The sequence below is a fragment of the Hydrogenophaga sp. genome (genome assembly GCF_031426985.1).
GTDB lineage: Bacteria > Pseudomonadota > Gammaproteobacteria > Burkholderiales > Burkholderiaceae_C > Hydrogenophaga.
The window spans coordinates 44,167-69,776 of sequence record NZ_JASJOY010000086.1; the positions used below are offsets into that span (position 1 = coordinate 44,167).

Here is a 25,610-nt window from a genome sequence, read left to right on the forward strand (position 1 = left end):
CCGGCCTGTCGCGGGTGGGGCATCCGTCAGTACGCGGCCTTCAGCGAAGGGCCGCCGGATGTCCCGAACCGGGCGCCCCGCCCGGTTCCGGCCAGACCTTGGAGGGTGTTTGTTCGTCAACACCGTCCTCAAGAAAAGGTCCTGTCATCCATGGAAACCATCGCACCCCTGTGGCTCTGGGGCGTCTTCGTCGCCTTCGTGCTCGCGGCCCTGTTTGTCGATTTTGTCGTGCTCAAGAAGCAGGGCGCCCACGCCGTGGGCGTCAAGGAGGCGCTGAACTGGTCGCTGGCCTGGATCGGCGTGAGCTTTCTCTTCAACGGCCTGCTGTGGTGGGCGGTGAAAGACTCGACCGGGTCCGTGGCGCTGGCGAATGAAAAGTCGCTGGAGTTCCTGACCGGCTACCTGATCGAGAAGAGCCTGGCGGTGGACAACATCTTTGTCTTCCTGCTGATCTTCACCTACTTCGCGGTGCCGCCGGCGTTCCAGAAACGGGTGCTGATGATCGGCATCCTGGGCGCCATCGTGCTGCGCACCGGCATGATCCTGGTGGGCGGCTGGCTGCTGGCGGAATTCCACTGGATCTTGTACGTCTTCGGTGCGTTCCTGATCCTGACCGGCGTGAAGATGTGGTGGGCCGCCGGCCAGGAGCCCGACCTGAACGACAACCCGGCGCTCAAGCTGCTGCGCAAGCTGCTGCCGGTGAGCAAGGACTACGACGGCGAGAAGTTCTGGACGCTGGAGAACGGCAAGCGCATCGCCACGCCGCTGATGATGGTGATCGCCATGGTGGCGCTGACGGATGTGATCTTTGCGGTGGACTCGATCCCGGCCATCTTCGCCATCACCAGCGACCCGTTCATCGTGCTCACCAGCAACGTGTTCGCCATCCTGGGCCTGCGCGCCATGTTCTTCCTGCTGCAGGCCGCGGCCAGCCGCTTCCACCTGCTGAACTACGGCCTGGCCGTGATCCTGGTCTTCATCGGCTCCAAGATGGTGCTGATCGACATCTTCAAGATCCCGGTCGCCGTGTCGCTGGGCGTGGTGCTGGGCATCCTGGCCATCACCATGCTCTGGAGCGCCAAGACCGCGCCCAACACCTGAGCCGGGAGGCCTTGTCTGTGGCTCGGCCCGGCCCCGCACGGGTGACCGGGCCTTTGTTTTGCGCAGCGGCGGAGCGTGGGGGCTCACGGGTCAGCCGCCGGGCCGCCCCAAGGCAGGCCCAGCCCCCGCGGGGGGCAGCGACCCGCGCAGCGGCGGAGCGTGGGGGCTAGCTTCGCCGCCTGTCCGGCGTGGGCAGCAGCACGTCGATCTCCTGCTGCAGCGTCTGCACCAGGCGCGCGTACACCTGCAGCTTCTGCCCGTTTTCCCGCAAGCGTTCGGCCAGGCGGCTGGCCACGGCGGTCATCAGCTTGGCGGCGGTGGCCGGCTGTTCGGCGATCAGGGCCTCCAGCGCTTCGCGCGTGAGCACGGCACAGGCCACGTCGGTGCTGGCGGTGCAGCTGGCCGAGCGCGCCTCGCCATCGACCAGCGACATCTCGCCGATCAGGCTGCCCGGGCCCAGCACGCTGAGCGTGACCGGGGCGGTGCGGCTGGGCTGCAGCCGCTCCACCGTGATCTCGCCGCTGAGCACCAGCGCCATGAAGCCGGTGTCGTCGGCCTCGCCCTGGCGGATGACGGTGGCGCCCGCCTTGTAGCGGTGCGGCCGCATGAAACCGACCACCGTCAAGGCTTCGGCTTCGCTCAGTTGCATCAGCGCGGTGGGCGCGCGCAGCAGGTGCGCGGCTTCGTGGGCGCTGGAAGACGCATCGACCTCGGCCTGGCGCTCGGCCGGCAAGCGTGATTCGGGGGTGTCGGCCGCTGCAGAGGCGCCGAAGAGCTTGTCGAACAGAGACATGCCGGCATTGTGCCGTGCCTGGACCCGCGGTGTGACCGAATGCACCGCCATCGCCATCGCCACCGCGCACGGCCCGCCTCTCGCACACCAGGCTGGCCGGCGCGCTGTTCGTGGCACTGGGGCAGCCCCTGTTCGCTCGCGCCGGGCTGCTCACCGGCGGGGTGGCGGGCTCAGGGCAGCGGGATCCACTCGTCGTGGTCGTCCGGTGGCAGCGCAAAGCGGCCTGCGCGCCAGTCGGCCTTGGCCTGTTCGACGCGTTCTTTGCGCGAGGACACGAAGTTCCAGAACATGTGGCGCTCGCCCAGCGGCTGGCCGCCGAAGAGCATGAGCGTGGCGCCGTCGGCGCCCGCTGTGATGGCGTCCCCCTCGCCGGTGAACACCAGCAGCTGACCGGGTTCGGCCGTGGTGTCGCCGTGCGTCACGGCGCCGCGCGCCACGTACACCGCCTGCTCGGCGTGGCCGCCGGGCAGGGCCAGCGTGGCGCCGGGCTGCAGTGTGGCGTGCAGCGCGAACAGCGGCGAGTGGGTGCGCACCGGGCTGGTGAGGCCGTAGGCGCTGCCCGCGATCAGCCGCAGCCAGCTGCCGTCCTGCGTGCGCTCGGGCAGCTGGGTTTTCGGGTAATGGGTGAAGGCCGGTTCACACTCTTCGTCGGCCGCCGGCAGCGCGACCCAGAACTGCATCAGCTCCAGCCCACCATCGGCGTAGGAGTCGGGGTGGCTGAAGCGCTCGCTGTGCGAGATGCCGCGCCCGGCGGTCATCCAGTTGACCTCGCCGGGCCGGATCTGCTGCAGCGTGCCCAGGCTGTCGCGGTGGGTGATCTGGCCGCTGAGCAGGTAGCTCACCGTGGACAGGCCGATGTGCGGGTGCGGCCGCACGTCGGCGGCGCGGTCGTACTGCGGTGGCAGTGGCACCGGGCCGGCGTGGTCGAAAAACACGAAGGGGCCGACATGGCGGCGCTTCGCGAACGGCAGCACCCGCCGCACCATCAGACCGTGGCCCAGGTCGGCCGCGCGGGGGTTGATCGTCATTTCAAACATGGGCATCTCCTTGAGGTGAATCGGGCCAGGCACCCGCGGAACCGGCTTTGCCGGGCCGCCAGGTGCGCCCCCTGGGGGGTGACGCCACCGGCGGCGCGGGGGGATTCACAGTGCGCCCATCCTGCCGCCCTGGTAGTCGACGAAGGCCTGCTGGATCTCCTGCTGCGTGTTCATCACGAACGGGCCGTAGCCGACCACCGGCTCGTCGATCGGTTCGCCGCTGAGCCACAGCAGCGTGGTGTCGGCCAGCGCGGTCAGCTGCACGCCTTCGCCCGCGCGTTCGTAGACGATCATTTCCGCGTCGCCGGCTTCCTGGCCGTCGGCGGTCTTCACCCGGCCCTGATAGACCAGCGGCACCGTGGTGTGGCCCTCGGCGGCCGGCAGTGTCACGGTGTGACCGGCCTTGAGCTGCACGTCCCACACCTGCATCGGCGTGAAGGTCCGGGCCGGTCCCTCGGCGCCGTCGAAGCTGCCTGCGATTGGTCGCACCGTGCCGGCGGCCTCGCCGTGGATGTCGCGCAGCGCCTGGGTCGGGATCTGCGCCGCCGCGATGCCCTGGTAACCGGCCGGCGCCATCTTGTCGCGCGCCGGCAGATTCACCCACAGCTGCACCATGCGGAAGGGGCCCCCGCTGCGGGCGTAGGCCTCGCTGTGGAACTCCTCGTGCACGATGCCCGAGGCAGCGGTCATCCACTGCACTTCGCCGGGGCCGATGGTGCCGCCGCCGCCGGTGGAGTCGCGGTGCGTCACCTCGCCGTCGTAGACGATGGTCACGGTCTCGAAGCCGCGGTGCGGGTGGGCGCCGACGCCGCGGCGCTTGGTCGTCGGCTCGAATGTGACCGGGCCGCCGTAGTCGAGCATGAGGAAGGGCGAGAAGGCGCTGGGGTCGTCGTTGTACGAGAACAGGGTGCGCACCGGGAAGCCGTCGCCGACCCAGTGGCCCTGGGCGTTGCGCTGGATGAAAGACACGGATTTCATGGACATCTCCTTGTGAATGTCATGCACTGTACCGAGCCCGCCGTTGTCTGATAAGACGGCAAAATGAGAAATCATCTTTCATCCCAATGAACAATCAGATCCCCGATCTCAACGACACCCTGGTGTTCGTGCGGGTGGCGCAGGCCGGTGGCTTCAGCGCCGCCGCCCGCCTGCTGGGCATGCCGACCTCGACCCTGAGCGTGCGGGTCGCGCGGCTGGAGATCCGGCTCGGCGTGACCCTGCTGCAGCGCACCACGCGGCGCCTGCGCCTGACCGAGGCCGGGCAGGCCTTCCTCGACCAGGCCGGGCGCGGCATCGAAGACATCCTGCAGGCGCAGGCGCACCTCGAAGCCGGGCGCCAGGAGCCGGGCGGGGTGCTGCGCCTGACGCTCCCGATCGACATGGGCGACACGGCGGTGCTTGACATCCTGACCGGCTACCGCGCGCGCCACCCGGGCGTGGCACTGGACCTGGTGTTTTCGGACGAGCGGCTGGACCTGCTGGCGCACGGTCTGGACCTGGCCCTGCGCATGGGCCCGCTGGCCGATTCGAGCCTTTTCGCGCGCCAGGTGGGGCAGGTGCGCTGGCGGCCCTTTGCCCACCCCGACTACCTGAGCGGAGCGCCGGCCCTGCGCCACCCGCGCGACCTGGCGCGCCACGCCTGCCTGAGCTTCAGCGCCCTGGGGCGCGAGCGATGGACCCTCAGCCGCGGCCACACCAGCGTCACGGTGCCGGTGAACAGCGCCTTCGCCGCCAACGACATGCGGCTGGTGCGGCGGCTGGCGCTGCAGGCCCAGGGCGTGGCCCTTCTGCCGGACTTCGTCTGCCAGCGCGAGATCGACCAGGGGCAGCTGGTGCCGCTGCTGCCCGGCTGGCAGGCCCGCACCGACCCGGTCCACCTGGTCTACCCGCAGCAGCGCTTCGTGCCGCCCAAGTTGCGCCACTTCATCGACGAGGCGGTGCCGGCGCTGTGCGCGCTGTTCGACGCCTGAACGCTGGTTCCCGGTACAGTCAGGACCCCATGCGCATCCAGACCCTGCGCGAGCGCCTGCGCGCGCTCGGCGCCCTGCCCCAACACGAACACCGCGTGCTCCGCCTGTGGAGCAACGCCCTGCCGCAGACGGCGGGCAAGCGGCAGATTCAGCACTTCCTGCCGGCCACGCTGCGCGACGCGCTGCCGGCGCTCGAAGCCGAGCTGGCCGGTCTGGCGCAGCTCGCCTCGGCCCACCCCGGCGATGACGGTTCTGAACGCCTGCTGGTGCGGCTGGGCGACGGGCAGCTGGTGGAAAGCGTGCTGCTGCTGCCCGACCGCACGCCCGGCCTGTGCGTGTCCACCCAGGTGGGCTGCGCGGTGGGCTGCCGCTTCTGCATGACCGGCACCACGGGGCTGATCCGCCAGCTCGGCAGCGCCGAGATCGTGGCGCAGGTGGCGCTGGCGCGCACGCGCCGACCGGTGCGCAAGGTGGTCTTCATGGGCATGGGCGAGCCCGCGCACAACCTGGACAACGTGATGGAAGCCATCGAGCTGCTGGGCACGGCCGGCAACATCGGGCACAAGAACCTGGTGTTCTCCACCGTGGGCGATGCGCGCGTGTTCGAGGAACTGCCGCGCGGCGCCGTCAAGCCCGCGCTGGCCCTGTCGCTGCACACCACCAAAGCCGATCTGCGCCGCGAGCTGCTGCCGCGCGCGCCGCTGCTCTCGCCCGAAGAACTGGTCGAGGCCGGCGAGGCCTACGCCCGCGCCACCGGCTACCCGATCCAGTACCAGTGGACGCTGCTGGACGGCGTCAACGACGGCGACGACGAGATCGAGGGCATCGTGCGCCTGCTCACCGGCAAGTACGCCATCCTCAACCTGATTCCGTACAACACCACCGAAGGCATGCCCTATGTGCGGCCGAGCTGGGAGAAGGCCGCCGACATCGCGCGCCGCCTGCACCGCCGCCACATCCTGACCAAGCTGCGCATGTCCGCCGGGCAGGACGTGGACGGCGGCTGTGGCCAGCTGCGCGCGCGGGCCGAGAAGCCGGCGCGCAAGGTGATTCCGGTGGTCGCCGCCTGAGGCGGCCGCGTCGTTGAGCCGGCCCATCCGGGCCTTGAACAGCCGTGGGGAGGGTGGGCAAGCCTGCCGGGCGTGCGTCCCCGGGCCTGTGCGGACTAAAATCGCGGCCTCTCAAGGAGCGCTGCAGCGCCCGTTCCCCGGACGGTCGTCAGGCTTGAGACAACGGGCGGTCAACGCCCCACCGGCCCCGGCCGGCCCCAACGGCGCTCACCAGTTTCAGAACACAAAACCCTGGTGAGCCCCATGTCTGCCGTTGCCGAAACCCCCTCCGTGTCCGTTCCTCCCCCCATGCTGTTGTCCGGCCTGGAGCCGCTGCGTATCGGCGAGGGCAGCCTGTTCGTCAACGTCGGTGAACGCACCAACGTCACGGGGTCCAAGGCTTTCGCCCGCATGATCCTGGAGGGGCGTTACGAGGACGCGCTGGCCGTGGCCCGCCAGCAGGTCGAGAACGGCGCGCAGGTGATCGACATCAACATGGACGAGGCCATGCTCGACAGCCAGGCCGCCATGGTGCGGTTCCTGAACCTGATCGCTGGCGAGCCCGACATCGCGCGCGTGCCGGTGATGGTGGACAGCTCCAAGTGGGCCGTGATCGAGGCCGGCCTGCAGTGCATCCAGGGCAAGGGCGTCGTCAACTCGATCAGCATGAAAGAGGGCTTGGACGAGTTCAAGCGCCAGGCGCGGCTGGTCAAGCGCTACGGCGCCGCCGCCGTGGTGATGGCCTTCGACGAAAAGGGCCAGGCCGACACCTACGAGCGCAAGATCGAAATCTGCGAACGCGCCTACCGCGTGCTGGTGGACGAGGTGGGTTTCCCGCCCGAAGACATCATCTTCGACCCCAACATCTTCGCCATCGCCACCGGCATCGAAGAGCACAACAACTACGCGGTCGATTTCATCAACGCCACCCGCTGGATCAAGCAGCACCTGCCGGGCGCCAAGGTCAGCGGCGGCGTGTCCAACGTGTCGTTCAGCTTCCGCGGCAACGACCCGGTGCGCGAGGCGATCCACACCGTGTTCCTGTACCACGCGATCCAGGCCGGCATGGACATGGGCATCGTCAACGCCGGCATGGTCGGCGTCTACGACGAGCTGGAGCCGACGCTGCGCGAGCGGGTGGAGGACGTGGTGCTCAACCGCCGGCCCGACGCCGGCGAGCGCCTGGTGGAAGTGGCCGAGAGCGCCAAGGGCGCGGCCAAGGACGACAGCAAGAAGAACGAGTGGCGCGCGCTGCCGATCCGCGAGCGCCTCTCCCACGCCCTGGTGCGCGGCATGAACGAGTTCATCACCGAAGACACCGAGGAGATGTGGCAGGAGATCAAAGCCACCGGCGGGCGCCCGCTGCACGTGATCGAAGGGCCGCTGATGGACGGCATGAACGTGGTCGGCGACCTGTTCGGCCAGGGCAAGATGTTCCTGCCGCAGGTGGTGAAAAGCGCGCGCGTGATGAAGCAGGCCGTGGCCCACCTGCTGCCCTACATCGAAGAAGAAAAACGCCAGCTCGAAGCCTCGGGCGGCGACGTCAAGCCCAAGGGCAAGATCGTGATCGCCACCGTCAAGGGCGACGTGCACGACATCGGCAAGAACATCGTCACCGTGGTGCTCCAGTGCAACAACTTCGAGGTCGTGAACATGGGCGTGATGGTGCCCTGCCACGAGATCCTGGCCAAGGCCAAGGAAGAGGGCGCGGACATCGTCGGCCTGTCGGGCCTGATCACGCCCAGCCTGGAAGAGATGCAGTACGTGGCCGGCGAGATGCAGAAGGACCCGCATTTCCGCGAGCAGCAGATCCCGCTGCTGATCGGCGGCGCCACCACCAGCCGCGTGCACACGGCGGTGAAGATCGCGCCGCACTACGAAGGCCCGGTGGTCTACGTGCCCGACGCTTCGCGCAGCGTGAGCGTGGCGCAGAGCCTCATTGGCGACGGCCGGCTGCAGACCATCGCCGAACTCAACGCCGACTACGAGCGCGTGCGCCATCAGCACGCCAACAAGAAGCAGCTGCCCATGTGGACGCTGGCGCAGGCGCGCGCCAACGCCACGCCGGTGGACTTTGGGGCCCAGCCGCCGGTGGCGCCCAAGTTCATCGGCCGGCGCGTGTTCAAGAACTTCGACCTGGCCGAGCTGGAGCCCTTCATCGACTGGGGCCCGTTCTTCCAGACCTGGGATCTGGCCGGGCCTTATCCGGCGATCCTGAGTGACGAGGTGGTGGGCGAGCAGGCGACCAAGGTGTTCGCCGACGCGCAGGCCATGCTCAAAAAGATCATCGAAGGCCGCTGGCTGACGGCGAACGCCGTGATCGGCCTCTACCCGGCGAATCGGGTGAACCACGACGACATCGCGCTCTACGCCGACGAGAGCCGCCAGCAGCCGGTGCTGACCTGGCACGGCCTGCGCCAGCAGACCGAGAAGCAGGAAATCGACGGTGTCATGCGCCCCAGCCGCTGCCTGGCCGATTTCGTCGCGCCCGCGGGCACGGCCGACTACGTGGGCCTGTTCGCCGTCACGGCCGGTGTGGGGGTGGAGAAGAAGGAGCAGCAGTTCCTGGCCGCGCACGACGACTACAACGCCATCCTGTTCAAGTCCCTGGCCGACCGGCTGGCCGAGGCGCTGGCCGAATGCATGCATGCGCGGGTGCGCAAGGACCTGTGGGGCTACGCGGCCGACGAGGCCCTGGGCAACGACGAGCTGATCAAGGAGCAGTACCAGGGCATCCGCCCGGCGCCCGGCTACCCCGCCTGCCCGGACCACAGCGTCAAGCGCCAGATGTTCGAGCTGCTGCAGGCCGGCGAGATTGGCATGGCGCTCACCGAGAGCCTGGCCATGACGCCGGCCGCCAGCGTCAGTGGCTTCTACCTCGCGCACCTGCAGAGCACCTATTTCAACGTCGGCAAGATCGGCGAAGACCAGGTGGCCGACCTGGCCGCGCGCAGCGGTGTGGCCGCCGGCGAGCTCAAGCGCTGGCTCGGCCCCAACCTTTGAGGGGTCGCCAGCGCTGTGGCGCGCAGGGCACGGTCTGTGACAGAAGCCACGGCGCTGCATGCGGGTCGGGCGGGGGCGGGGCGTCGGCGCTAAGCTGACCGGAGGGCGGCCCTGGTTTGAAGACCTCGGGCGCCGCCCTGTTTCACACCATCCAGGAGATTCCATGCGCACACTGTTCCTCGGCACCCTGTTGGCCGGCCACACCCTGCTGGCCGTCGCGGCCACCACCACCGCCGTCACCACACCCGCGCCCACGCCGACCGCCACCCAGAGCGCCGCGGTGAGTGCGACCTCCACCGTCAGCGCCAAGGCGCTGAAGAAAATCTGCGCCACCTGCGGCATTGTCGAAAGCGTCAAAAAGATCAAACGCAAGGGCGAGGGCGGTGCGGCCGGCATGGTCGGCGGCGCCGTGGTCGGCGGCCTGCTGGGCAACCAGGTGGGCGGCGGCACCGGCAACACCATCGCCACCGTGGGCGGTGCCGTGGGCGGCGCCGTGCTGGGCAACGAAATCCAGAAGCGGATGACGCGCAAGACGGTGTGGATCACCTCGGTGCGCCTCAAGGACGGCAGCAGCCAGCAGTTCGAGCAGGAGACGCAGCCGGCCTGGGCGGCGGGCAAGGTGCTCAAGGTGCAGGACGGCCAGCTGACCGCACTGCCCTGAGCGGGCGGCGGGGCGCCGCCTGTCCAGGGCACGCTTCCGCCGAATCCGTTGCCGCACCGCGGTCCACCCGCCCGGTGCTAGAACCCGGGGCATGACGGTTTGCGCGGCTTGCGGGACGGACAACAGGGACAAGGCCCGGTATTGCCGCGGCTGTGCGCGGCCGCTGCCGTCTGGGCTGGGCCCGGCGCCGGAACCCGGCGCGCCAGCGGGCACGACCACACCCCACCGACCCCAGCGCCGCGTGCCGCGCGAGACGCCGGAAGCGCATCCGCCTGCGGTCGCGCCCGTGGCCGGCCGGTCGCCCCGACGGGGGCTGGCCGGTCTGGTCGTTCTCGCCTTGGGTCTGGCCACGGTCTGGTGGGCCGTGCAGCCCGGGGCGCCGTCGCCCGCCCCGCCCGTGCCGACCCCGGCGGCCACGGTGTTGGCGTCACCGGTGTCACAGGCCGCCACGGCCGAGGTGGCGCGCCCACCCGTTCCGGCATCGTCACCCCCGCAGGCGGTGGTTGCACAGCACCTGGTGCCGGCGTCCCCGAGCACGGTGACCTCCACGGCCGCTCTGGCACGCGAGCCGCGGGCGCCGGCTCCGCCCGTGCGGGTGCAGCCCCCTCGTCCGCACAAGGCTTCGGCATCCGCCCCGTCGCCGTCGCGCGGAGCGGCGCGCCCGGCGCAACCCGCCGTGAACGCGGCCGCTGCGGTGCCGGCGGCCGCAGCCGCACCCGCCCCATCGCCGGCACTGACGGTGGACCAGACCTGCGCCGGCAGCAGCAACTTCCTGTCGCGCGACTTCTGTCGCGTGCGCGCCTGCCGCAACCCCGCCGTGGCGGGGGATCCGGTGTGCGTGCGCTTTCGCGAGATGGAGGCCGCCAGCCGCCGCCGGATGGATCAGTGAGCGCCGGCGGCGATCTGCGCCACCAGCGTGTGCGCGGCGCCCGGCGCGAGCGTGATCACCTCGTCCGCCGCGTTGGCGGTTTCCACGCAGACGAAGCGCCGGTACGCGTCGTCCTTCAGGTCGGCCATGCCGGCGGCGATGGTGGCCCAGGGGTTCCACACCACGGCGGTGCGGCTGCCTTCGCAGGCGATGCGCACGCGGCGCTTCAGCGCACCGTCCACGATGCTCAGCGGCGCCGGCGCCGGCGCGTGGGTGTAGACGCGGTCCACCTCGGCGGTCACGGTCAGGTCGCCGTTTTGCAACCGGACCGCACCGCCCGCACCGGCGGCCTTGTCGATGTAGGCGCAACCGTCCAGCCCCTGCACGCGCACCTGTGCGATGTCACCCACCGTGAAATAGCTGTGCAGCGCCTGCGTGACTTCGAATGCCGTGTCGCCGGTGTTGCGCGTGGTCAGCGCCAGCCGCAGCGTGGAGCCGATGGTGAGGGTCAGCGACAGGTCGAAGGCGTGCGGCCAGAGCGCGCGCGTGTCGGCCGTGTCGTTCAGGCCCAGCACCACCTGGGTCTCGCCGTTGGGCAGGGCGCTGGTCTGGCGCAGGTCCCACCGGCGGGTGCGCACGAAGCCGTGCGCCGGCCGCCCCTGGCCCTGCGGGTCCGGCCCGAACCAGGGCCAGCAAATCGGCACACCACCCCGGATGGCCTTGCCGGGCTGGAAGAGCGCCTGCTCGCTCACGAACAGCAGGTCGGCGCCCGCCCCTGTGGGCTGGAATGACAGCACCTGCCCGCCGTGCACCGACACCAGCGCTTGGGCGTGGTCGTTGCGCACGCGGATGAAGGGCAGGCCTCCCGGTCCCTCGACCAGGTCGAGTCGCCCGGGCATGGCGTGGTCGGCGTTCAGGGCAGTCAGCGTCATGGTGGTGGGGTGCGTTGAAGTGGCGTCGCAGTATCCAGCCGCTGGCCGCGCTGCGTTGCGTTGAGCGGGCCGTGGCCGACCGCCATGGGGTTCAGCCCGCGGTTCGGCCGCCGCGTCCGGCGCTCGTCCAGTGGCCGAACTCGTGCTCGTGCACCTCGATGTCCAGCTCCTGCACGCGCGCCAGCAGACGCTCCTGGGCATCGACCACCGCGCGGTTGTAGACGCTGGGGGCGACTTCTTTCAGGAAAAAATTCAGCAAACCGCCCGCCGCCACGTTGCCGATGGGCTCGTCCATGTGTTCGCGGAAATAGCGCTCGATGGAGCGGATGGCCTGTTCGCGGGTGGGTTTGGGCAGTTCGATGGGCATGGTCGGTCGGGGTGGGGCGGGCGGCCAGTATCGGCCAGGCGAGGGCGTTCAATGCCCCTGGCGCAGCGCCCGCCGGTACTGCACCGCCTCGGCCACATGGCCCACGCCCACGGCGTCGCAGCCGGCCAGGTCGGCAATCGTGCGGGCCACGCGCAGGGCGCGGTGGGTGCTGCGCGCGCTCCAGCCCAGGCGGGCGGCGGCGGTGTTGAGGAATTTCAGCGCCGCCTGGTCGGCGCCCACGTGCTGGTCCAGCGCCTGGCCGGCCAGGGCCTGATTGGTGCAGCCCTGGCGCGCCTGGGCGCGGTCGCGCGCAGCCACCACGCGCTCGCGCACGGCGCCGCTGGGTTCGCCGGCCACGCCGTGCAGCAGGTCGTCAGGCGGCAGGGCGGGCACTTCCACGTGCAGGTCGATGCGGTCGAGCAGCGGGCCGCTGAGCTTGCTCTGGTAACGCGCGATCTGGTCGGGCGTGTCGCGGCAGGCCCGGCTGGGGTGGCCCAGGAAGCCGCAGGGGCAGGGGTTCATGGCGGCGATCAGCTGGAAGCGTGCCGGGAACTCGCTCTGCATGGCCGCGCGCGAGATGCGGATGTGGCCACTCTCCAGCGGCTCGCGCAGCGCCTCCAGCGCCGCTCGGGGAAATTCCGGGAGTTCATCTAGGAAGAGCACGCCGTGGTGCGCCAGTGAAATTTCGCCCGGCCGCGGGGGCGAGCCACCGCCCACCAGGGCCACGGCGCTGGCGCTGTGGTGCGGCGCGCAGGTCGGGCGCTGTCCCCAGCGGTCCGGGTGGAAGCGCCCGGCCAGCGACGCCACCGCGGCCGATTCCAGCGCTTCGGTGGTGTCCATGGGAGGCAGCAGGCCGGCAAAGCGCTGGGCCAGCATGCTCTTGCCCGATCCGGGGGGGCCGACCATGAGCAGGCTGTGGCCACCGGCCGCGGCGATTTCGAGCGCCCGCTTGGCGGCGGCCTGGCCTTTGACGTCGGCCAGGTCGGCGCACGGGGCTGGCTGGCCCAGTTCGGTGGGCGCCAGGCGCACCCAGCCGTCGCCGTCGGAGGGCGGTTCGCCGCCCGCCTCGGCGCGCGTGGGCAGAAACTGCGCCACCACGTCCAGCAGGTGGCGCGCCCGGTGCACCTGCGCCTGCGGCACCAGCGCCGCTTCTTCGGCGCTGCCGGGCGGCAGCACCAGCCGCACAGTGCCACCGCCCTGGTGCAGGGCCAGGCTCATGGCCAGGGCGCCGCGCACCGGGCGCAGTTCACCGCCCAGCGACAGTTCGCCCGCGAATTCCCAGCCGTCCAGCCGCGCCGGGTCGATCTGGCCGCTGGCGGCCAGGATGCCCAGCGCGATCGGCAGGTCGAACCGGCCCGAGTCTTTGGGCAGGTCGGCCGGCGCCAGGTTGACGGTGATGCGCTTGTTGCTGGGAAATTCCAGCCCCGCGTTGGCGATGGCCGAGCGCACGCGCTCGCGCGCCTCTTTCACTTCCGTGTCGGCCAGCCCCACCAGCGTGAAGCTGGGCAGGCCGTTGGCCAGGTGCACTTCCACCTGCACCGGCCGCGCGTCCAGCCCCAGCAGCGCACGGCTGTGCACCAAAGACAGACTCATGCCCCATTCCTCCCTGTTTCGGTGCGCGCCAGGCCGGTCGACCCCGGATGCACCGCTTGTTTTGGTGTGCACTTATGTGGTGCGTTGCGGGGCGCCTGTGGCGGCGACCTCGCGCAAACGCTGTCCATGATGTCACAGCCCCCGGCGGGAACGGCCCCACCGATGGGGGATGCGCCGTGTTTTGGCCACAGGGCGGTGCCGCTGCGGTTTTGGGGTTGGCACAGTCCCTGCTTGGGGCTGTAAGCGATTGCATCAACCCCCGTGGTGTCAGCCGGTTGGACCGGGCACCCTCCTGATCTGAAGAGGACACACAGCATGAAAATGGTCTCCGCCATCATCAAGCCGTTCAAGCTGGACGAGGTGCGCGAAGCGCTCTCCGGCATGGGCGTGCAAGGCATCACCGTCACCGAAGTCAAAGGCTTCGGCCGTCAGAAGGGCCACACCGAGCTGTACCGCGGCGCGGAATACGTGGTCGACTTTCTGCCCAAGGTCAAGATCGAAGCCGCTGTCGATGACAGCCTGGTCGAGCGCGTGATCGAAGCCATCGAAGGCGCCGCCCGCACCGGCAAGATCGGCGACGGCAAGATCTTCGTCACCTCCCTCGAACAGGTGGTTCGCATCCGCACCGGTGAAACCGGCAAGGAAGCGCTCTGATCCCGGCACCCGCACACGAAAGAGCACCAACATGAAAAAGCTACTTGCGACCTTGTTGCTGGGCATGGGCCTGGCGTTGGGCGGCCTGAACGCCACGGCGCAGACCACCACCGAACCCGCGGCCGCCACGGCCACCGCTGCACCGGCAGACGCCGCTGCCGCACCCGCGGCCGATGCCGCCGCGGCGCCCGCAGCCGCACCGGCCGCCGACGCTGCTGCAGCACCGGCCGCTGCCGCAGAGGCCGCACCGGCCGCAGCCGCAGCCGCGCCCGCCCCGACCCCCGACAAGGGCGACACCGCCTGGATGATGGTCTCCACCCTGCTGGTCATTCTGATGACCGTGCCCGGCCTGGCCCTGTTCTACGGCGGCCTGGTGCGCAGCAAGAACATGCTGTCGGTGCTGATGCAGGTCATGGTGACCTTCTCGATGATCGTCGTGCTGTGGGCCGTCTACGGCTACAGCCTGGCCTTCACCGAGGGCAACGCCTTCGTCGGTGGTTTCGACCGCCTGTTCATGAAGGGCATCTGGGACAACGCCGCCGGCACGTTTGTGAACGCCGCCACCTTCTCCAAGGGGGTCGTGATTCCCGAGATCGTGTTCGCCGCCTTCCAGGCCACCTTCGCCGGCATCACCTGCGCCCTGATCGTGGGTGCCTTCGCCGAGCGCATGAAGTTCAGCGCCGTGCTGCTGTTCACCGCCATCTGGTTCACCTTCTCCTACGCCCCGATCGCCCACATGGTCTGGTACTGGATGGGTCCGGACGCCTACAGCGCCGCCAACGTGGTCGATGAGATGAACGGCAAGGCCGGCTACATCTGGCAGATGGGCGCGCTGGACTTCGCCGGCGGCACCGTGGTGCACATCAACGCCGCCGTCGCCGGTCTGGTCGGTGCCTACATGGTGGGCAAGCGCATCGGTTACGGCAAGGAAGCCATGGCCCCGCACAGCCTGACCCTGACCATGGTCGGCGCCTCGCTGCTGTGGGTGGGCTGGTTCGGTTTCAACGCCGGTTCCGCCCTGGAAGCCAACGGCTACGCCGCCCTGGCCTTCATCAACACCTTCTTCGCCACCGCCGCCGCCGTGCTGGCCTGGTGCATCGGTGAATCGCTCGCCAAGGGCAAGGCCTCCATGCTGGGCGCCGCCTCCGGTGCCGTCGCCGGCCTGGTCGCCATCACCCCCGCTGCCGGCAACGTCGGCATCGTCGGTGCCCTGATCATCGGCTTCCTGGCGGGCTTTGCCGGCCTGTGGGGCGTGACCGGCCTGAAGAAGCTGCTGGGCGCGGACGACTCGCTGGACGTGTTCGGCGTGCACGGTGTCTGCGGCATCCTGGGTGCCCTGCTGACCGGCGTGTTCAACAGCCCCAACCTGGGTGGCCCCTCGCTGGTGGCCGACTGGACCACGGTGGCCATGGTCACGGCCGACGCCTACACCATCGCCGGCCAGGTCTGGACGCAAGCCAAGGCCGTGCTGATCACCATCGTGTGGTCGGGCGTGGTCTCCGTCGTTGCCTACAAGATCGTCGACCTGACCATCGGCCTGCGCGTGACCGAAGAGCAGGAACGCGAAGGTCTGGACATCAGCTCGCACGGCGAAACCGCCTACAACCGCTGATCGACCGCCACCCCGGCGTGTGCACCTGAAAGGAACGCCAGCGCACACGCCGCCGATTTGTCAGAGCGTCTCCGATGGATGTTGAGCCCCCGCGCCGCCCGGCCCGGGGGCTTTTTTTCGTCCGGCGGCGGCTGGCGCTGGTGAATGCGTCACAGACAGTGGGCGCCGGCCGCGACGAGCATGGGTGCCGTCACACATCGCAGGGAGGCCCCATGTTCCGAATCACCGTCGCCGGTCGTTGTGCCGCGCTCATGCTCCTGCTGGGCGGCTCGGCCGCCATCGGCGCCACGCCAGGCTCGGCCCCGGCACCCGCCGGGCGCCAGTTGCCCACCAGCGTGCGCTTCATCGACGCGCCCTCGGCCGAAAGACCGGCCGCGCGCCGCCAGCGGCTGCGAAAAGAATGCAAGGGCCGGCCCAACGCCGGCGCCTGTCTGGGACACACCGGGCGCGATTGAGCGACGGGGCTCGGTCCCCCGCGCTCCGCTGCGATTGCAGCGCTGCGTGCAAAAAATTCAACGGCCGCGCCAGGCCCCGCCGCTACCATGGCGGCCATGCAAGACAGCCCCACCAATCCAGACACCCCGCAGGCCCTGATCGAGCAGGTGCGCGCCGCGGCCGCTGCGCGCACGCCGCTGCGCATCCGCGGCGGCGACACCAAGGCCTTTCTCGGCGAACCCTTGCAGGGCCAGCCGCTGGACACCCGCGAGTGGTCGGGCATCGTCAGCCACGAGCCGACCGAGCTGGTCATCACCGTGCGGGCCGGCACGCCGCTGGCCGCGGTCGAGGCCGCGCTGGCGGAAAAAGGCCAGCACCTGCCCTTCGATCCGCCGCATGTCGGTGACGGGTCCACCATTGGCGGCGTGGTCGCCGCGGGCCTGGCCGGCCCGGCCCGTGCCAGCGTGGGCGGCGTGCGCGATTACGTGCTCGGCGCCCAGTTCATCGACGGCCGTGGCGAGTGGCTGACCTTCGGCGGTCAGGTCATGAAGAACGTGGCCGGCTACGACATCAGCCGTGCGCTCGCCGGCTCCATGGGCACGCTGGGCGTGATCACCCACCTCTCGCTCAAGGTGCTGCCGGTCGCGCCGGGCGAGGCGACCCTGGTGTTCCAGATGGGCCAGCACGACGCGCTGGAACAGCTGCACCGCTTGGGCGGTCAGCCGCTGCCTTTGAATGCATCGTGCTGGGTGAAGGATGAAACAGCGCCGGACCAACCGGAGCTGCTGTTCGTGCGCCTGCGCGGCGCCGTCGCGGCCGTCGAAGCCGCCAGCGAGCGCTTGACCCGCGAAGCCGGCGGCCAGCGCATGGACAACGCCCAGGCCGGCCCCGACTGGGCCGCCTGCCGCGACCAGCGCCTGCCGTTCTTCACCGCGCCGTCGCCCGATGTCTGCCTGTGGCGCCTGTCATTGCCGCAGACCGCGCCGGTGCTGGACCTGCCGTTTGCCCAGCTGATCGAATGGCAAGGCGCGCAGCGCTGGCTGTGGGCGCCCGCCTCGGCGGCGACGCAGATCCGCGCCGCCGCTGCCGCGGTGCAGGGCCACGCCACGCTGTTCCGCGCCGGGACCGATGGCGCGCCCGGCGTGCGCCGCTTCGACGCGCAGAGCACGGCGATTCACACCATCACGCGCCGCCTGCGCGAGGCCTTCGACCCGCAGGGCCTCTTCAACCCCGGCCGGATGGGATAAGCCATGCAAACCCAACTCGCCCCCCAATACCAGAACACGCTCGACGGCCAGGCGGCCGAAGCCATCCTGCGCAAGTGTGTGCACTGCGGCTTCTGCACCGCCACCTGCCCGACCTACCAGCTGCTCGGCGACGAGCTGGACGGCCCGCGCGGCCGCATCTACCTGATGAAGCAGGTGCTCGAAGGCGCCGAGCCCACGCGCAAGACGCAGCTGCACCTGGACCGCTGCCTGACCTGCCGCAACTGCGAAAGCACCTGCCCCAGCGGCGTGGACTACGGCCATCTGGTCGACATCGGCCGCAAGATCGTCGACGCCAAGGTGCCGCGCCCGGCCGGCGAAAGGGCGGTGCGCTGGCTGCTGAAAGAAGGGCTGACCTCGCCCGCCTTCGGCCCCGCGATGAAGCTCGGCCAGCTGGTGCGCGAGCTGCTGCCCGAGACGATCAAGAACAAGGTGCCCGCGAAGCAGGACGCCGGCCGCTGGCCCACCGCCACCCATGCGCGCAAGGTGCTGATGCTCGCGGGTTGCGTGCAGCCGGCCATGATGCCCAACATCAACACCGCCACCGCGCGCGTGCTCGACGCCGCCGGCATCCAGACCGTGGTGGCTTCGGAAGCCGGCTGCTGCGGCGCGGTGAAGTTTCACCTCAACGACCAGGACGGCGGCATGGCCCAGATGCGCGCCAACATCGACGCCTGGTGGCCGCATGTGGAGGCGGGCGCCGAAGCCATCGTGATGAACGCCTCCGGCTGCGGCGTCACCGTCAAGGAGTACGGCCACATCCTGCAGCACGACCCGGTCTACGCCGCCAAGGCGGCGCGCATCAGCGCGCTGACGAAAGACCTGAGCGAACTGCTGCCCGCCCTGGTGCCGGTGCTCAGGCCCAAGCTGGCGCAGCAACCCGACGCGAAGAAAGTCATCGGCTTCCACCCGCCCTGCACCCTGCAGCACGGCCAGCAGCTCAAGGGCGGTGTCGAAACGCACCTGGCCGCGCTGGGCTTCACGGTGCAGGTGGCGAAGAACGAAGCCCACCTGTGCTGCGGTTCGGCCGGCACCTACTCGGTGCTGAATCCCGAGCTGTCCTACCAGCTGCGCGACCGCAAGCTCGGCCACCTGAACGAGTTGCAGCCGGCGGTGATCGCCAGCGCCAACATCGGCTGCATCACCCACCTGCAAAGCGGCACCGCCACGCCGGTGAAGCACTGGATCGAGCTGCTGGACGCGGCGCTGGCCTGACACCAGGCGGCATTTGTGCACGGGCCGCCGTCCGGTGCGGGAAAAAGTAACACCTTTGTCGTCGGGCGGCGCTAAGCTGGGGCGGCGGTGTCCTCAGCGTCGGACGCCGTGTTTGTGTTCACGACGCCATTGGAGATTTGACATGGGTTTCTTCAGCAACATCCTGGAAAAGCTGGGCATGAAAGAGGCGGCCGCCGCGCCCGTCATCACACCGCCGCCCGCGACCGCCCCCGCAGCCGCCGCCGCTGCTCCAGCGCCGGCGGCCCCGGCCGCGCCCGTGGTCAACCCCATCGCCATGGTGGACGTGGTCGCCCTGCTGACCGAGAAGGCCGCCAACCACCCCGAGAAGCTCAACTGGAAGACCTCCATCGTCGACCTGCTCAAGCTGCTGGGCCTGGACAGCAGCCTGGCCGCGCGCAAGGAACTGGCCAAGGAGCTGTACTGCCCCGACGAGAAGATGGCCGACTCGGCCCAGATGAACATGTGGCTGCACAAGAACGTGCTGGGTCACATCGCCGCCAACGGCGGCAACATCCCGTCCGAGCTGCTCTGATGCATTGATGCCAGCACTGCCAGCCTGCTGACAACACGCTGGCAGGAGGGGGCGCTCAGACTCCAGGTCCTGTTCAACCACGACCTGGAGTTTTTCATGGCACATGCCCTCAACTGGTTCGAAATCCCCGTCGCCGACATGGACCGCGCGCAGCGGTTTTACGAAGCGCTGACCCGCCAGTCCCTCCAGCGCGAAGCTTTCGGCGGCCCCGGCCAGGAGCTGGCCGTCTTTCCCGGCGACCGCGAGAACGATGTGCGCGGCGCGCTGTTCAAGAGCCCGGCCATGCAGCCGGCCACCCAGGGCACGCTGGTCTACCTCAACGCCGGCGACAACCTCGATCCCTGGCTCGCGCGCGTCGAAGGGCTGGGCGGCCAGGTGGCGCTGCCCAAGGTGACCCTGCCCGACGGCATGGGCTGCTTCGCCCACATCATCGACAGCGAAGGCAACCGCGTGGGCATCCACGCGCTGGCATGAGCGACCGTCCGGCCGTTCCGAAGGGCGCTCGCCCCACAGGCCGTCAGGGCGAAGGTAGGCCAGTGAACGTTGCCACCGCCGCCCCGGCCGCGTTGCTGGATCGCGGTGGCCTGCGCCGAACACGCGCAGCGTGGTCGCGACCACGCGCCGGTGGGTTTCATGCAGGTCTGCCACGGCCAGGGTGCGCCGCTGCGGCGGCTGCGTCCGGGCGACGTGGTCGGCGGCTTCGTGCCGTTCCGGCACGATGTGCGCGATCTGGCCGCCGAGCCAGCACCGATCGCACCGCAGCTCGATGCGCTGGGGCTGTCACCTGTCGGGATGACCGCACAATGAATGCCCACCTGTTCAGGAAGCCTTCATGACCGCCGACACCCATCCCCTGCGTTGCCGTTGCGGTGCCTTGCAAGGCCAGATCGAACGGGGTGGACCAACCAGCCGCATGGTGTGCTACTGCAAGGACTGTCAGGCGTTCGCCCGGTATCTCGGTCCGGCCGCGCGCGTGCTGGACGCGCAGGGCGGCTCGGACGTGGTGCAGCTGGCGCCGCACCGCATCCGGTTCACCCGGGGCATCGAACACCTGGCGGTGATGCGTCTGTCGCCCCAGGGCATGTTGCGCTGGTACGCCGCGTGCTGCCGCACCCCGGTGGGCAACACCATGACCAGCCGCAACCTGCCGTTCACCGGCCTGCTCGTGCCGTGCCTAGACAGCGCGCCACTTGAGGCGGCCTTCGGCCCCGTGCTGGCGAGTGCCAACACGCAGAGCGCGCTGGGCGAGCCCAAGCCTCGGGCCTTCGGCTTGCCAGCGGCCTTGCTGCGGATCCTGCGGATCGTCGCGGGCAGTCGACTGTCGGGGAGATACCAAGTCAACCCGTTCTTCACGGCGGCGGGTGCGCCCGTGGTCGAACCCACCGTGCTGACGTCGGATGAACGTGCCCGTCTCGACGCGCCGTCGGCGGCGGTTTGAGGCCTTGCCATGCGCCGCGCCGACCGACTCTTTGCCCTGGTTCAGCTGATCCGCGGGCGGCGCCTGTCCACCGCGGCCTGGCTGGGTGAGCGGCTGGAGGTGTCGCCGCGCACGGTCTACCGCGATGTGGCCGACCTGCAGGCGCAGGGGGTGCCGATCGAGGGCGAGGCGGGCGTGGGTTACCGGCTGGGCCGGGGGTTCGAGTTGCCGCCACTGATGTTCACCGTCGACGAAGCGCGCGCCATGGCCCTCGCCACCCGGCTGGCGCAGCAATGGCTGGACCCGGCGATGGCGCTGGCGGCGTCGGACGCGATGTCGCGGGTGCTGTCGGTGCTGCCAAACAGTGTGCGGGCCGAGGTCGAGAGCCAGCAGCTGATGGTGGCGCCGGTGGGGCTGGCGCCTGAACTGGCGTCGCGGCTGCAGGTGCTGCGCGAAGCGGCGCAGGCCCGGCGCTGGGTGGCGTTGCGCTACACCGACCTGAACGAGCGCCGCTCCGAGCGGCAGGTGCGGCCGCTGGGCTGCTTTTACTGGGGCAAGGTCTGGACGCTGGCGGCCTGGTGCGAGCAGCGGCAGGACTTCCGCAACTTCCGGCTCGACCGCATGGAGACGGTGCAGGTGGGCGAAGCGGTGTTTCCCGCCGAGCCCGGCAAGACGCTGGCCGACCTGTTGCGCCGCGAGACCGGGTGCGGCACGCTGGGCTGAAACGCCGCGCCGGGTTCAGGCCAGGGCGGCCTCGATGTCCTTGGCCAGCTTCTCCGGCGCGTCCTGCGGCGCGTAGCGCCTGAGCACGCGCCCGTCCTGGCCCACCAGGAACTTGGTGAAATTCCACTTGATGCCTTTGCTGCCCAGCAGGCCGGGCGCCTCTGCTGTGAGCCAGCGGTACAGCGGGTGGGCGTCGGCGCCGTTGACGTCGATCTTGCCCATCATGGGAAAGCTCACGCCGTAGTTCTTCTGGCAGAAGGCGCCGATCTCGTCGTTGCTGCCCGGGTCCTGACCGCCGAACTGGTTGCACGGGAAACCCAGCACCACCAGGCCGCGGGCGCCGTAGGTCTGGTGCAACTGTTCCAGCCCCCCCAGCTGCGGCGTGAAGCCGCAGGCGCTGGCGGTGTTGACGATCAGCAGCACCCGCCCGCGGTACTGCGACAGGGGCACGGCACGGCCCTCGATGGACAAGGCGTCGAAGTCGTAGACGCTGGTGGGCGGGGTGGTCATGGGCAACTCCGGTCGGTCGGGTGGGATGGCAGCCACACATGGTGCCGCACATCTGCGACTTGCGGGAAATGTCTCACGGCCGCGCCGAGGATCGGCGGCGGCCACTGCACCAAAGCGGGCATACTGATGGGAGAAGGGGTAAGCCCTTGGTATTCATTTCATCACGAAACAGATCAACACAAGAGGCGGTGGCATGGTGGGCGCATACACGATAGCCTTGGTGGGCTTTGCCGAGAACGAGTCGGCGACCTTTGAATCCTTTTTCCGGCTGGCGGCCCGCCGCCCGCCGGCCTACCAGGTGCAGGACGAGGTGATGGACGCGCAGATCCTCATCGTCAACGCCGACAACCTGCAGGCCCTGCATCTGGTGCAGTACGCCGAACTGCCCGGCAAGGTGCTGCTGGTGGGCAACAGCGACGGCGGCACCGGCTGGCCGCTGCAGCGCAAGCCGATCAAGCTGGTCTCGGTGCTGGCCGAACTCGACCGGCTGGTGGGCGTGGCGCCCAGTCCCGCCACGGCACCGTCGTCGATGGCGGCCCGGGCGACCGGCCGCCCGGGGGTGAAGGGGGTGCAGCCCGGGGCGGCGCGCCAGGGGGCTGATCGGGGTTTTGCCGCCACCGAGCCGCTGCAGAGCGCCAAGATGCCGCTGCCGACCAGCGCCCCCATGGTGCCGGCGGCCCTGCCGCGGCGCCGCTCGGCCGACACCGAGTTCCCGTCCACGCGGCCGATGGTGCGTTCGACGGTCGCGTCCACGGCGGCGCCGGCCGCCGCGCCGACGCCGCGCGTGTCCAGGTCCATGCCGCTCACGCCGCGGCAGCAGGCGCTCAACGCGCGCGCCGCACGACCGGGTGTGATGCGCTTGACCGACTTTGGTGGCCTGGACGACCTGCCCCAGCCGAACTCGCGTTCGCCCAGGACCCGTTCGCCCCGCTCATCCAACCAGACGGGCAAGACCGTTCCGCCGGCGGTGCAACGCGGCGACATGCTGCTGGTCTCCGAAAGCCTGGTCGAGGGCCGCATCCTGCACAAACGCTTCAAGAAGTACGGCCTGAACATCGATTGGTCGCGCGAAGGCAAACAGGCGCTGGTGATGCTCAAGGCGCACCCGTACCGGCTGGTCGCGATCGATCGCCTCAACGGCGAACCCGACACCTACCAGGTGTGCCGTGCCGCCAAACAGTGCAAACAGCCCAATGGCCAGTCGCCGGTGGTCATCATGTTCGCGCCCAGCGCGGGCAGCATGGACCGCATCAAGGCCGGCCTGGCCGGCGGCGATGCCTACCTCTCGCGCTCGGTGGCCGAAGCCGAGTTCTACAAGCTGCTGGCGCAGCACCGGCTGGTCGAGCTCGACGGGTTCGAGAAAACCAATATAGGGTTTTGACCCCCCCGCGCCGCCTGCGGCGTCACCCCCCAAGGGGGCGGCACTGGCGGCCCGGCAAAGCCGGTTCCGCGGTGCCCTGGAATCGGCTTCCCCTCATTCGATCGCGACCTTGCCGGCGCGCGTGCCATGTTCAAGGATGCGGTGGAACCGGCTTTGCCGGGCCACTCGCATCGCCCCCTGGGGGGTGACGCGCCTTCAGGCGCGGCGCGGGGGGTTACCCGTGCAAATCATCGCGGCGCGCGATCTCCAGCAGCCGCTCCAGTTCCACCCCGTGCACGCGCTGGTTGCGCTGGTGCCACTTCATGATCAGCCACATGAAGCCCGCCACGAGCAGGCCGAAGGCGGTGATGGCGGCGAAGGCCGACAGGCCCATGCCGGTGGAGAAGCTGTAGAGCGCGCCCAGGCTCAGGATGCAGGCCTGTTCGTTGAAGTTCTGCACCGCGATCGAGCGGCCCGCGCCCATCAGGTTGTGGCCGCGGTGCTGCAGCAGCGCGTTCATGGGCACCACCAGGAAGCCGCCCAGGCCGCCCAGCAGCACCAGGAACGGTGCGGCGACCCAGACGTTGTCGATGAAGTTCATCGCGATCACCAGCACGCCCATGGCCACGCCCAGGGGCATGACGCGGGTGGCCTGGTCCAGCTTCATGCGCAGCGAGGCGACAACCGCCCCCACCGCCGTGCCCAGCGCCACCACGCCCACCAGGCTGGAGGCCTGGGTGGTGCTGTAACCCAGCGCCGCGCCGGCCCAGGCCAGCACGATGTAGCGCAGGTTGCCGCTCACGCCCCAGAACAGCGTGGTGGTGGACAGCGAGATCTGGCCCAGGTGGTCGCGCCACAGGCGGCTGTTGCAGAGCCAGAAGTCCTGCAGCAGGAACACCGGGTTGCGCTGCATGGGGCGCGGCGTCACGCCGGTCAGCGGGATGCGCAGGTTGAACGCGGCGGCCAGCGCGTACACCGCCACCAGCACCGCAATGGCCGCTTCGGCCGCGCGGTCGATGCCGGTGGACAGGAACGGCAGGTCGAGGGCGAGCAGCTTGGCCGACAGGTACGGTCCGACCAGCTGGCCGCCGAGCAGCACGCCCAGGATGATGGAGGCGATGGTCAGGCCCTCGATCCAGCCGTTGGCCTTGACCAGTTGCGAGGGCGGCAGCAGTTCGGTGAGGATGCCGTACTTGGCCGGCGAATAGGCCGCGGCGCCCAGGCCCACCAGGGTGTAGGCCAGCAGTGGGTGCACACCCACCAGCATCAGCAGACAGCCCACCACCTTGATGGCGTTGCTGATGAACATGACCTGGCCTTTGGGCCGCGCGTCGGCAAACGCCCCCACGAACGGGGCCAGCACCACGTAGAACAGGGCAAACAGGGGCACCAGGGCCGCGCTTTGCCATTCGGGCGCGTGCCGGCTGCGCAGCAGCTCGATGGCGGCCACAAACAGCGCGTTGTCAGCCAGAGAGCTGAAAAACTGCGCCGTCATGATGGTGTAGAAGCCGCGCTTCATCAGGGGTCTTGTTGTGGCCGGCGTTCGGTGTCCGGGGGGAGCGGCTGCGTGGGGCCTGGGGCTGTCTCCAACGATGCGGGGTTATAGCACGCCACCCGGACGGTCCCGGGACGGCGCGGCCCGGTGTTGCGCCCGGTGGCAATGGCGCCGCCGGCATCGGTGCCGGTGTGTCAGTTTGGCGCAAGACAGGGCTGGAACGGGTCTTGCGGCCGGTGCTCCGGCATCCACAAGAGGAGACACCTACATGATCAGCATGGACAAGGCGCTGCTGCGACAGCTGCTGTTGATAGAGCGGCCTTGGGAAGTTCGCGACTACCGGCTGGACGTGCGCAAGCGCCGCTGCGACGTCTGGATCGGCCAGGCGCCCGAGCGCGGCTGGTTCGGCCGGCCCAAGGCGGCTCCGGCGGGCGAGGTGGCGGTCTGGCAGCACCTGGCGATCGGACCGATCCGCTTTCACCTGCACGTGACACAGCCGCTGGGCTTCGAGTCCAAGGGCGTCGGCTGGATGGGCGAGACCGGCATGCCGTTCACACGGGCGCTGGCGGCACGGGTGTTCGCGCTGTTCGGCGAGGGCGTGCCGCTGCAGTCGGTCTGCGCGCTGCTGGACCTGAGCCTGCAGGACGTCTGGCGCTACCGCTACGCACTGGACACCGGGCGCGCCGGGGGCGCCGAGCCCGAGCCCGCCCGGCCGACCGAGCCGCCGCCGCCAGCGGCCGCGTCCGCCGAGCCCGCACCCGCCGGCAGCGCCGTGCCCGATGTGACCGACCCGGTCTGGCTGCGCCTGCTCGACGGTGATCTGAGCCTGGACATCAAAGTCCTCAGTCTCAAGCTGATGCTGACCAAGCTGCGCTCGCAGCTGGACCTGATCCACGACGAGGAGGTGCGCCTGCTCAAGCTCAAGGAGCTGCACCGCTATTTCGTCAAAAACGAGCGTGTGCTCACGCATGAACTGGACCAGCTGCGGCTGGTTTGA

Annotated in this window: 26 protein-coding genes and 1 riboswitch; of the genes, 18 read left to right on the top strand and 8 right to left on the bottom strand. The window is 69.8% G+C overall.

Annotated features, from left to right (window positions below):
* The first annotated feature begins 150 nt into the window (after positions 1–150).
* A complete protein-coding gene (locus tag RMP09_RS11160; protein ID WP_310566051.1) occupies positions 151–1,101 on the top strand; it encodes a TerC family protein in 951 nt (316 codons plus the stop codon).
* A gap of 166 nt (positions 1,102–1,267) precedes the next feature.
* On the opposite strand, the gene RMP09_RS11165 is transcribed toward RMP09_RS11160, so the two are convergent.
* The 3 genes from RMP09_RS11165 to RMP09_RS11175 form a co-directional block, all read right to left on the bottom strand.
* A complete protein-coding gene (locus RMP09_RS11165) occupies positions 1,268–1,894 on the bottom strand; it encodes a cyclic nucleotide-binding domain-containing protein (protein WP_310566052.1) in 627 nt (208 codons plus the stop codon).
* A 170-nt stretch (positions 1,895–2,064) separates the two neighbouring features.
* Complete coding sequence (locus RMP09_RS11170; RefSeq protein ID WP_310566053.1) at positions 2,065–2,931, bottom strand: pirin family protein; 867 nt, start codon at positions 2,929–2,931, stop codon at positions 2,065–2,067.
* Positions 2,932–3,036: 105 nt separating this feature from the next.
* Positions 3,037–3,909 (bottom strand): pirin family protein, encoded by an 873-nt coding sequence (locus RMP09_RS11175; RefSeq protein WP_310566054.1) that lies wholly within the window; start codon positions 3,907–3,909, stop codon positions 3,037–3,039.
* Positions 3,910–3,995: 86 nt separating this feature from the next.
* Here RMP09_RS11175 and RMP09_RS11180 point away from each other — a divergent pair, with 86 nt between their 5' ends.
* The 5 genes from RMP09_RS11180 to RMP09_RS11200 all read left to right on the top strand — a co-directional run bounded on the left by RMP09_RS11180 (position 3,996) and on the right by RMP09_RS11200 (position 10,503).
* Positions 3,996–4,901: a LysR family transcriptional regulator gene (locus tag RMP09_RS11180; protein ID WP_310566055.1), complete on the top strand. Its 906-nt coding sequence runs from the start codon at positions 3,996–3,998 to the stop codon at positions 4,899–4,901.
* A gap of 29 nt (positions 4,902–4,930) precedes the next feature.
* A complete protein-coding gene (locus RMP09_RS11185) occupies positions 4,931–5,971 on the top strand; it encodes an RNA methyltransferase (protein ID WP_310566056.1) in 1,041 nt (346 codons plus the stop codon).
* A 107-nt stretch (positions 5,972–6,078) separates the two neighbouring features.
* Positions 6,079–6,187, top strand: a riboswitch (S-adenosyl-L-homocysteine riboswitch).
* A gap of 27 nt (positions 6,188–6,214) precedes the next feature.
* Positions 6,215–8,953, top strand: coding sequence for a methionine synthase (gene metH / locus RMP09_RS11190; protein WP_310566057.1), 2,739 nt, complete (start codon positions 6,215–6,217; stop codon positions 8,951–8,953).
* A gap of 163 nt (positions 8,954–9,116) precedes the next feature.
* Positions 9,117–9,614, top strand: coding sequence for a glycine zipper 2TM domain-containing protein (locus RMP09_RS11195; protein ID WP_310566058.1), 498 nt, complete (start codon positions 9,117–9,119; stop codon positions 9,612–9,614).
* A 676-nt stretch (positions 9,615–10,290) separates the two neighbouring features.
* On the top strand, positions 10,291–10,503 hold the full coding sequence (locus RMP09_RS11200; protein ID WP_310566059.1) for a hypothetical protein: 213 nt from the start codon (positions 10,291–10,293) through the stop codon (positions 10,501–10,503).
* On the opposite strand, the gene RMP09_RS11205 is transcribed toward RMP09_RS11200, so the two are convergent.
* From RMP09_RS11205 to RMP09_RS11215, 3 genes are all read right to left on the bottom strand, one after another.
* Positions 10,497–11,414 (bottom strand): D-hexose-6-phosphate mutarotase, encoded by a 918-nt coding sequence (locus RMP09_RS11205; protein ID WP_310566060.1) that lies wholly within the window; start codon positions 11,412–11,414, stop codon positions 10,497–10,499. The genes RMP09_RS11200 and RMP09_RS11205 overlap by 7 nt on opposite strands.
* A gap of 91 nt (positions 11,415–11,505) precedes the next feature.
* On the bottom strand, positions 11,506–11,781 hold the full coding sequence (locus RMP09_RS11210) for a DUF2164 domain-containing protein (RefSeq protein WP_310566061.1): 276 nt from the start codon (positions 11,779–11,781) through the stop codon (positions 11,506–11,508).
* 48 nt (positions 11,782–11,829) lie between these two features.
* Positions 11,830–13,374, bottom strand: coding sequence for a YifB family Mg chelatase-like AAA ATPase (locus RMP09_RS11215; RefSeq protein ID WP_310566062.1), 1,545 nt, complete (start codon positions 13,372–13,374; stop codon positions 11,830–11,832).
* Between the two features lie 315 nt (positions 13,375–13,689).
* On the opposite strand from RMP09_RS11215, the gene RMP09_RS11220 reads away from it, so the two are divergent.
* The 10 genes from RMP09_RS11220 (at position 13,690) to RMP09_RS11265 (ending at position 21,248) form a co-directional block, all read left to right on the top strand.
* Complete coding sequence (locus RMP09_RS11220; RefSeq protein WP_310566063.1) at positions 13,690–14,028, top strand: P-II family nitrogen regulator; 339 nt, start codon at positions 13,690–13,692, stop codon at positions 14,026–14,028.
* Positions 14,029–14,059: 31 nt separating this feature from the next.
* On the top strand, positions 14,060–15,640 hold the full coding sequence (locus RMP09_RS11225) for an ammonium transporter (RefSeq protein ID WP_310566064.1): 1,581 nt from the start codon (positions 14,060–14,062) through the stop codon (positions 15,638–15,640).
* A gap of 212 nt (positions 15,641–15,852) precedes the next feature.
* Positions 15,853–16,095, top strand: coding sequence for a hypothetical protein (locus RMP09_RS11230; RefSeq protein ID WP_310566065.1), 243 nt, complete (start codon positions 15,853–15,855; stop codon positions 16,093–16,095).
* A gap of 96 nt (positions 16,096–16,191) precedes the next feature.
* Positions 16,192–17,322 (top strand): glycolate oxidase subunit GlcE, encoded by a 1,131-nt coding sequence (glcE, locus tag RMP09_RS11235; protein WP_310566066.1) that lies wholly within the window; start codon positions 16,192–16,194, stop codon positions 17,320–17,322.
* Between the two features lie 3 nt (positions 17,323–17,325).
* On the top strand, positions 17,326–18,555 hold the full coding sequence (glcF, locus tag RMP09_RS11240; protein ID WP_310566067.1) for a glycolate oxidase subunit GlcF: 1,230 nt from the start codon (positions 17,326–17,328) through the stop codon (positions 18,553–18,555).
* A 142-nt stretch (positions 18,556–18,697) separates the two neighbouring features.
* Positions 18,698–19,108 carry a DUF3597 domain-containing protein gene (locus RMP09_RS11245; protein WP_310566068.1) on the top strand — a complete coding sequence of 137 codons (411 nt, stop codon included), beginning with the start codon at positions 18,698–18,700 and terminating at the stop codon, positions 19,106–19,108.
* Positions 19,109–19,204: 96 nt separating this feature from the next.
* Positions 19,205–19,582: a VOC family protein gene (locus RMP09_RS11250; RefSeq protein ID WP_310566069.1), complete on the top strand. Its 378-nt coding sequence runs from the start codon at positions 19,205–19,207 to the stop codon at positions 19,580–19,582.
* Positions 19,583–19,651: 69 nt separating this feature from the next.
* Complete coding sequence (locus tag RMP09_RS11255) at positions 19,652–19,915, top strand: hypothetical protein (protein ID WP_310566070.1); 264 nt, start codon at positions 19,652–19,654, stop codon at positions 19,913–19,915.
* A gap of 25 nt (positions 19,916–19,940) precedes the next feature.
* Positions 19,941–20,546 (top strand): DUF6151 family protein, encoded by a 606-nt coding sequence (locus tag RMP09_RS11260; RefSeq protein WP_310566071.1) that lies wholly within the window; start codon positions 19,941–19,943, stop codon positions 20,544–20,546.
* A 9-nt stretch (positions 20,547–20,555) separates the two neighbouring features.
* Positions 20,556–21,248 (top strand): YafY family protein, encoded by a 693-nt coding sequence (locus RMP09_RS11265; RefSeq protein ID WP_310566072.1) that lies wholly within the window; start codon positions 20,556–20,558, stop codon positions 21,246–21,248.
* A gap of 15 nt (positions 21,249–21,263) precedes the next feature.
* Here RMP09_RS11265 and RMP09_RS11270 read toward each other — a convergent pair whose 3' ends face one another.
* Complete coding sequence (locus RMP09_RS11270; protein WP_310566073.1) at positions 21,264–21,758, bottom strand: glutathione peroxidase; 495 nt, start codon at positions 21,756–21,758, stop codon at positions 21,264–21,266.
* 193 nt (positions 21,759–21,951) lie between these two features.
* Between RMP09_RS11270 and RMP09_RS11275 the strand changes: the two genes are divergently transcribed.
* Positions 21,952–23,139 carry a hypothetical protein gene (locus RMP09_RS11275; RefSeq protein ID WP_310566074.1) on the top strand — a complete coding sequence of 396 codons (1,188 nt, stop codon included), beginning with the start codon at positions 21,952–21,954 and terminating at the stop codon, positions 23,137–23,139.
* A 214-nt stretch (positions 23,140–23,353) separates the two neighbouring features.
* On the opposite strand, the gene lplT is transcribed toward RMP09_RS11275, so the two are convergent.
* Positions 23,354–24,637 carry a lysophospholipid transporter LplT gene (gene lplT / locus RMP09_RS11280; protein ID WP_310566075.1) on the bottom strand — a complete coding sequence of 428 codons (1,284 nt, stop codon included), beginning with the start codon at positions 24,635–24,637 and terminating at the stop codon, positions 23,354–23,356.
* 244 nt (positions 24,638–24,881) lie between these two features.
* Here lplT and RMP09_RS11285 point away from each other — a divergent pair, with 244 nt between their 5' ends.
* Positions 24,882–25,610 (top strand): hypothetical protein, encoded by a 729-nt coding sequence (locus RMP09_RS11285; protein ID WP_310566076.1) that lies wholly within the window; start codon positions 24,882–24,884, stop codon positions 25,608–25,610.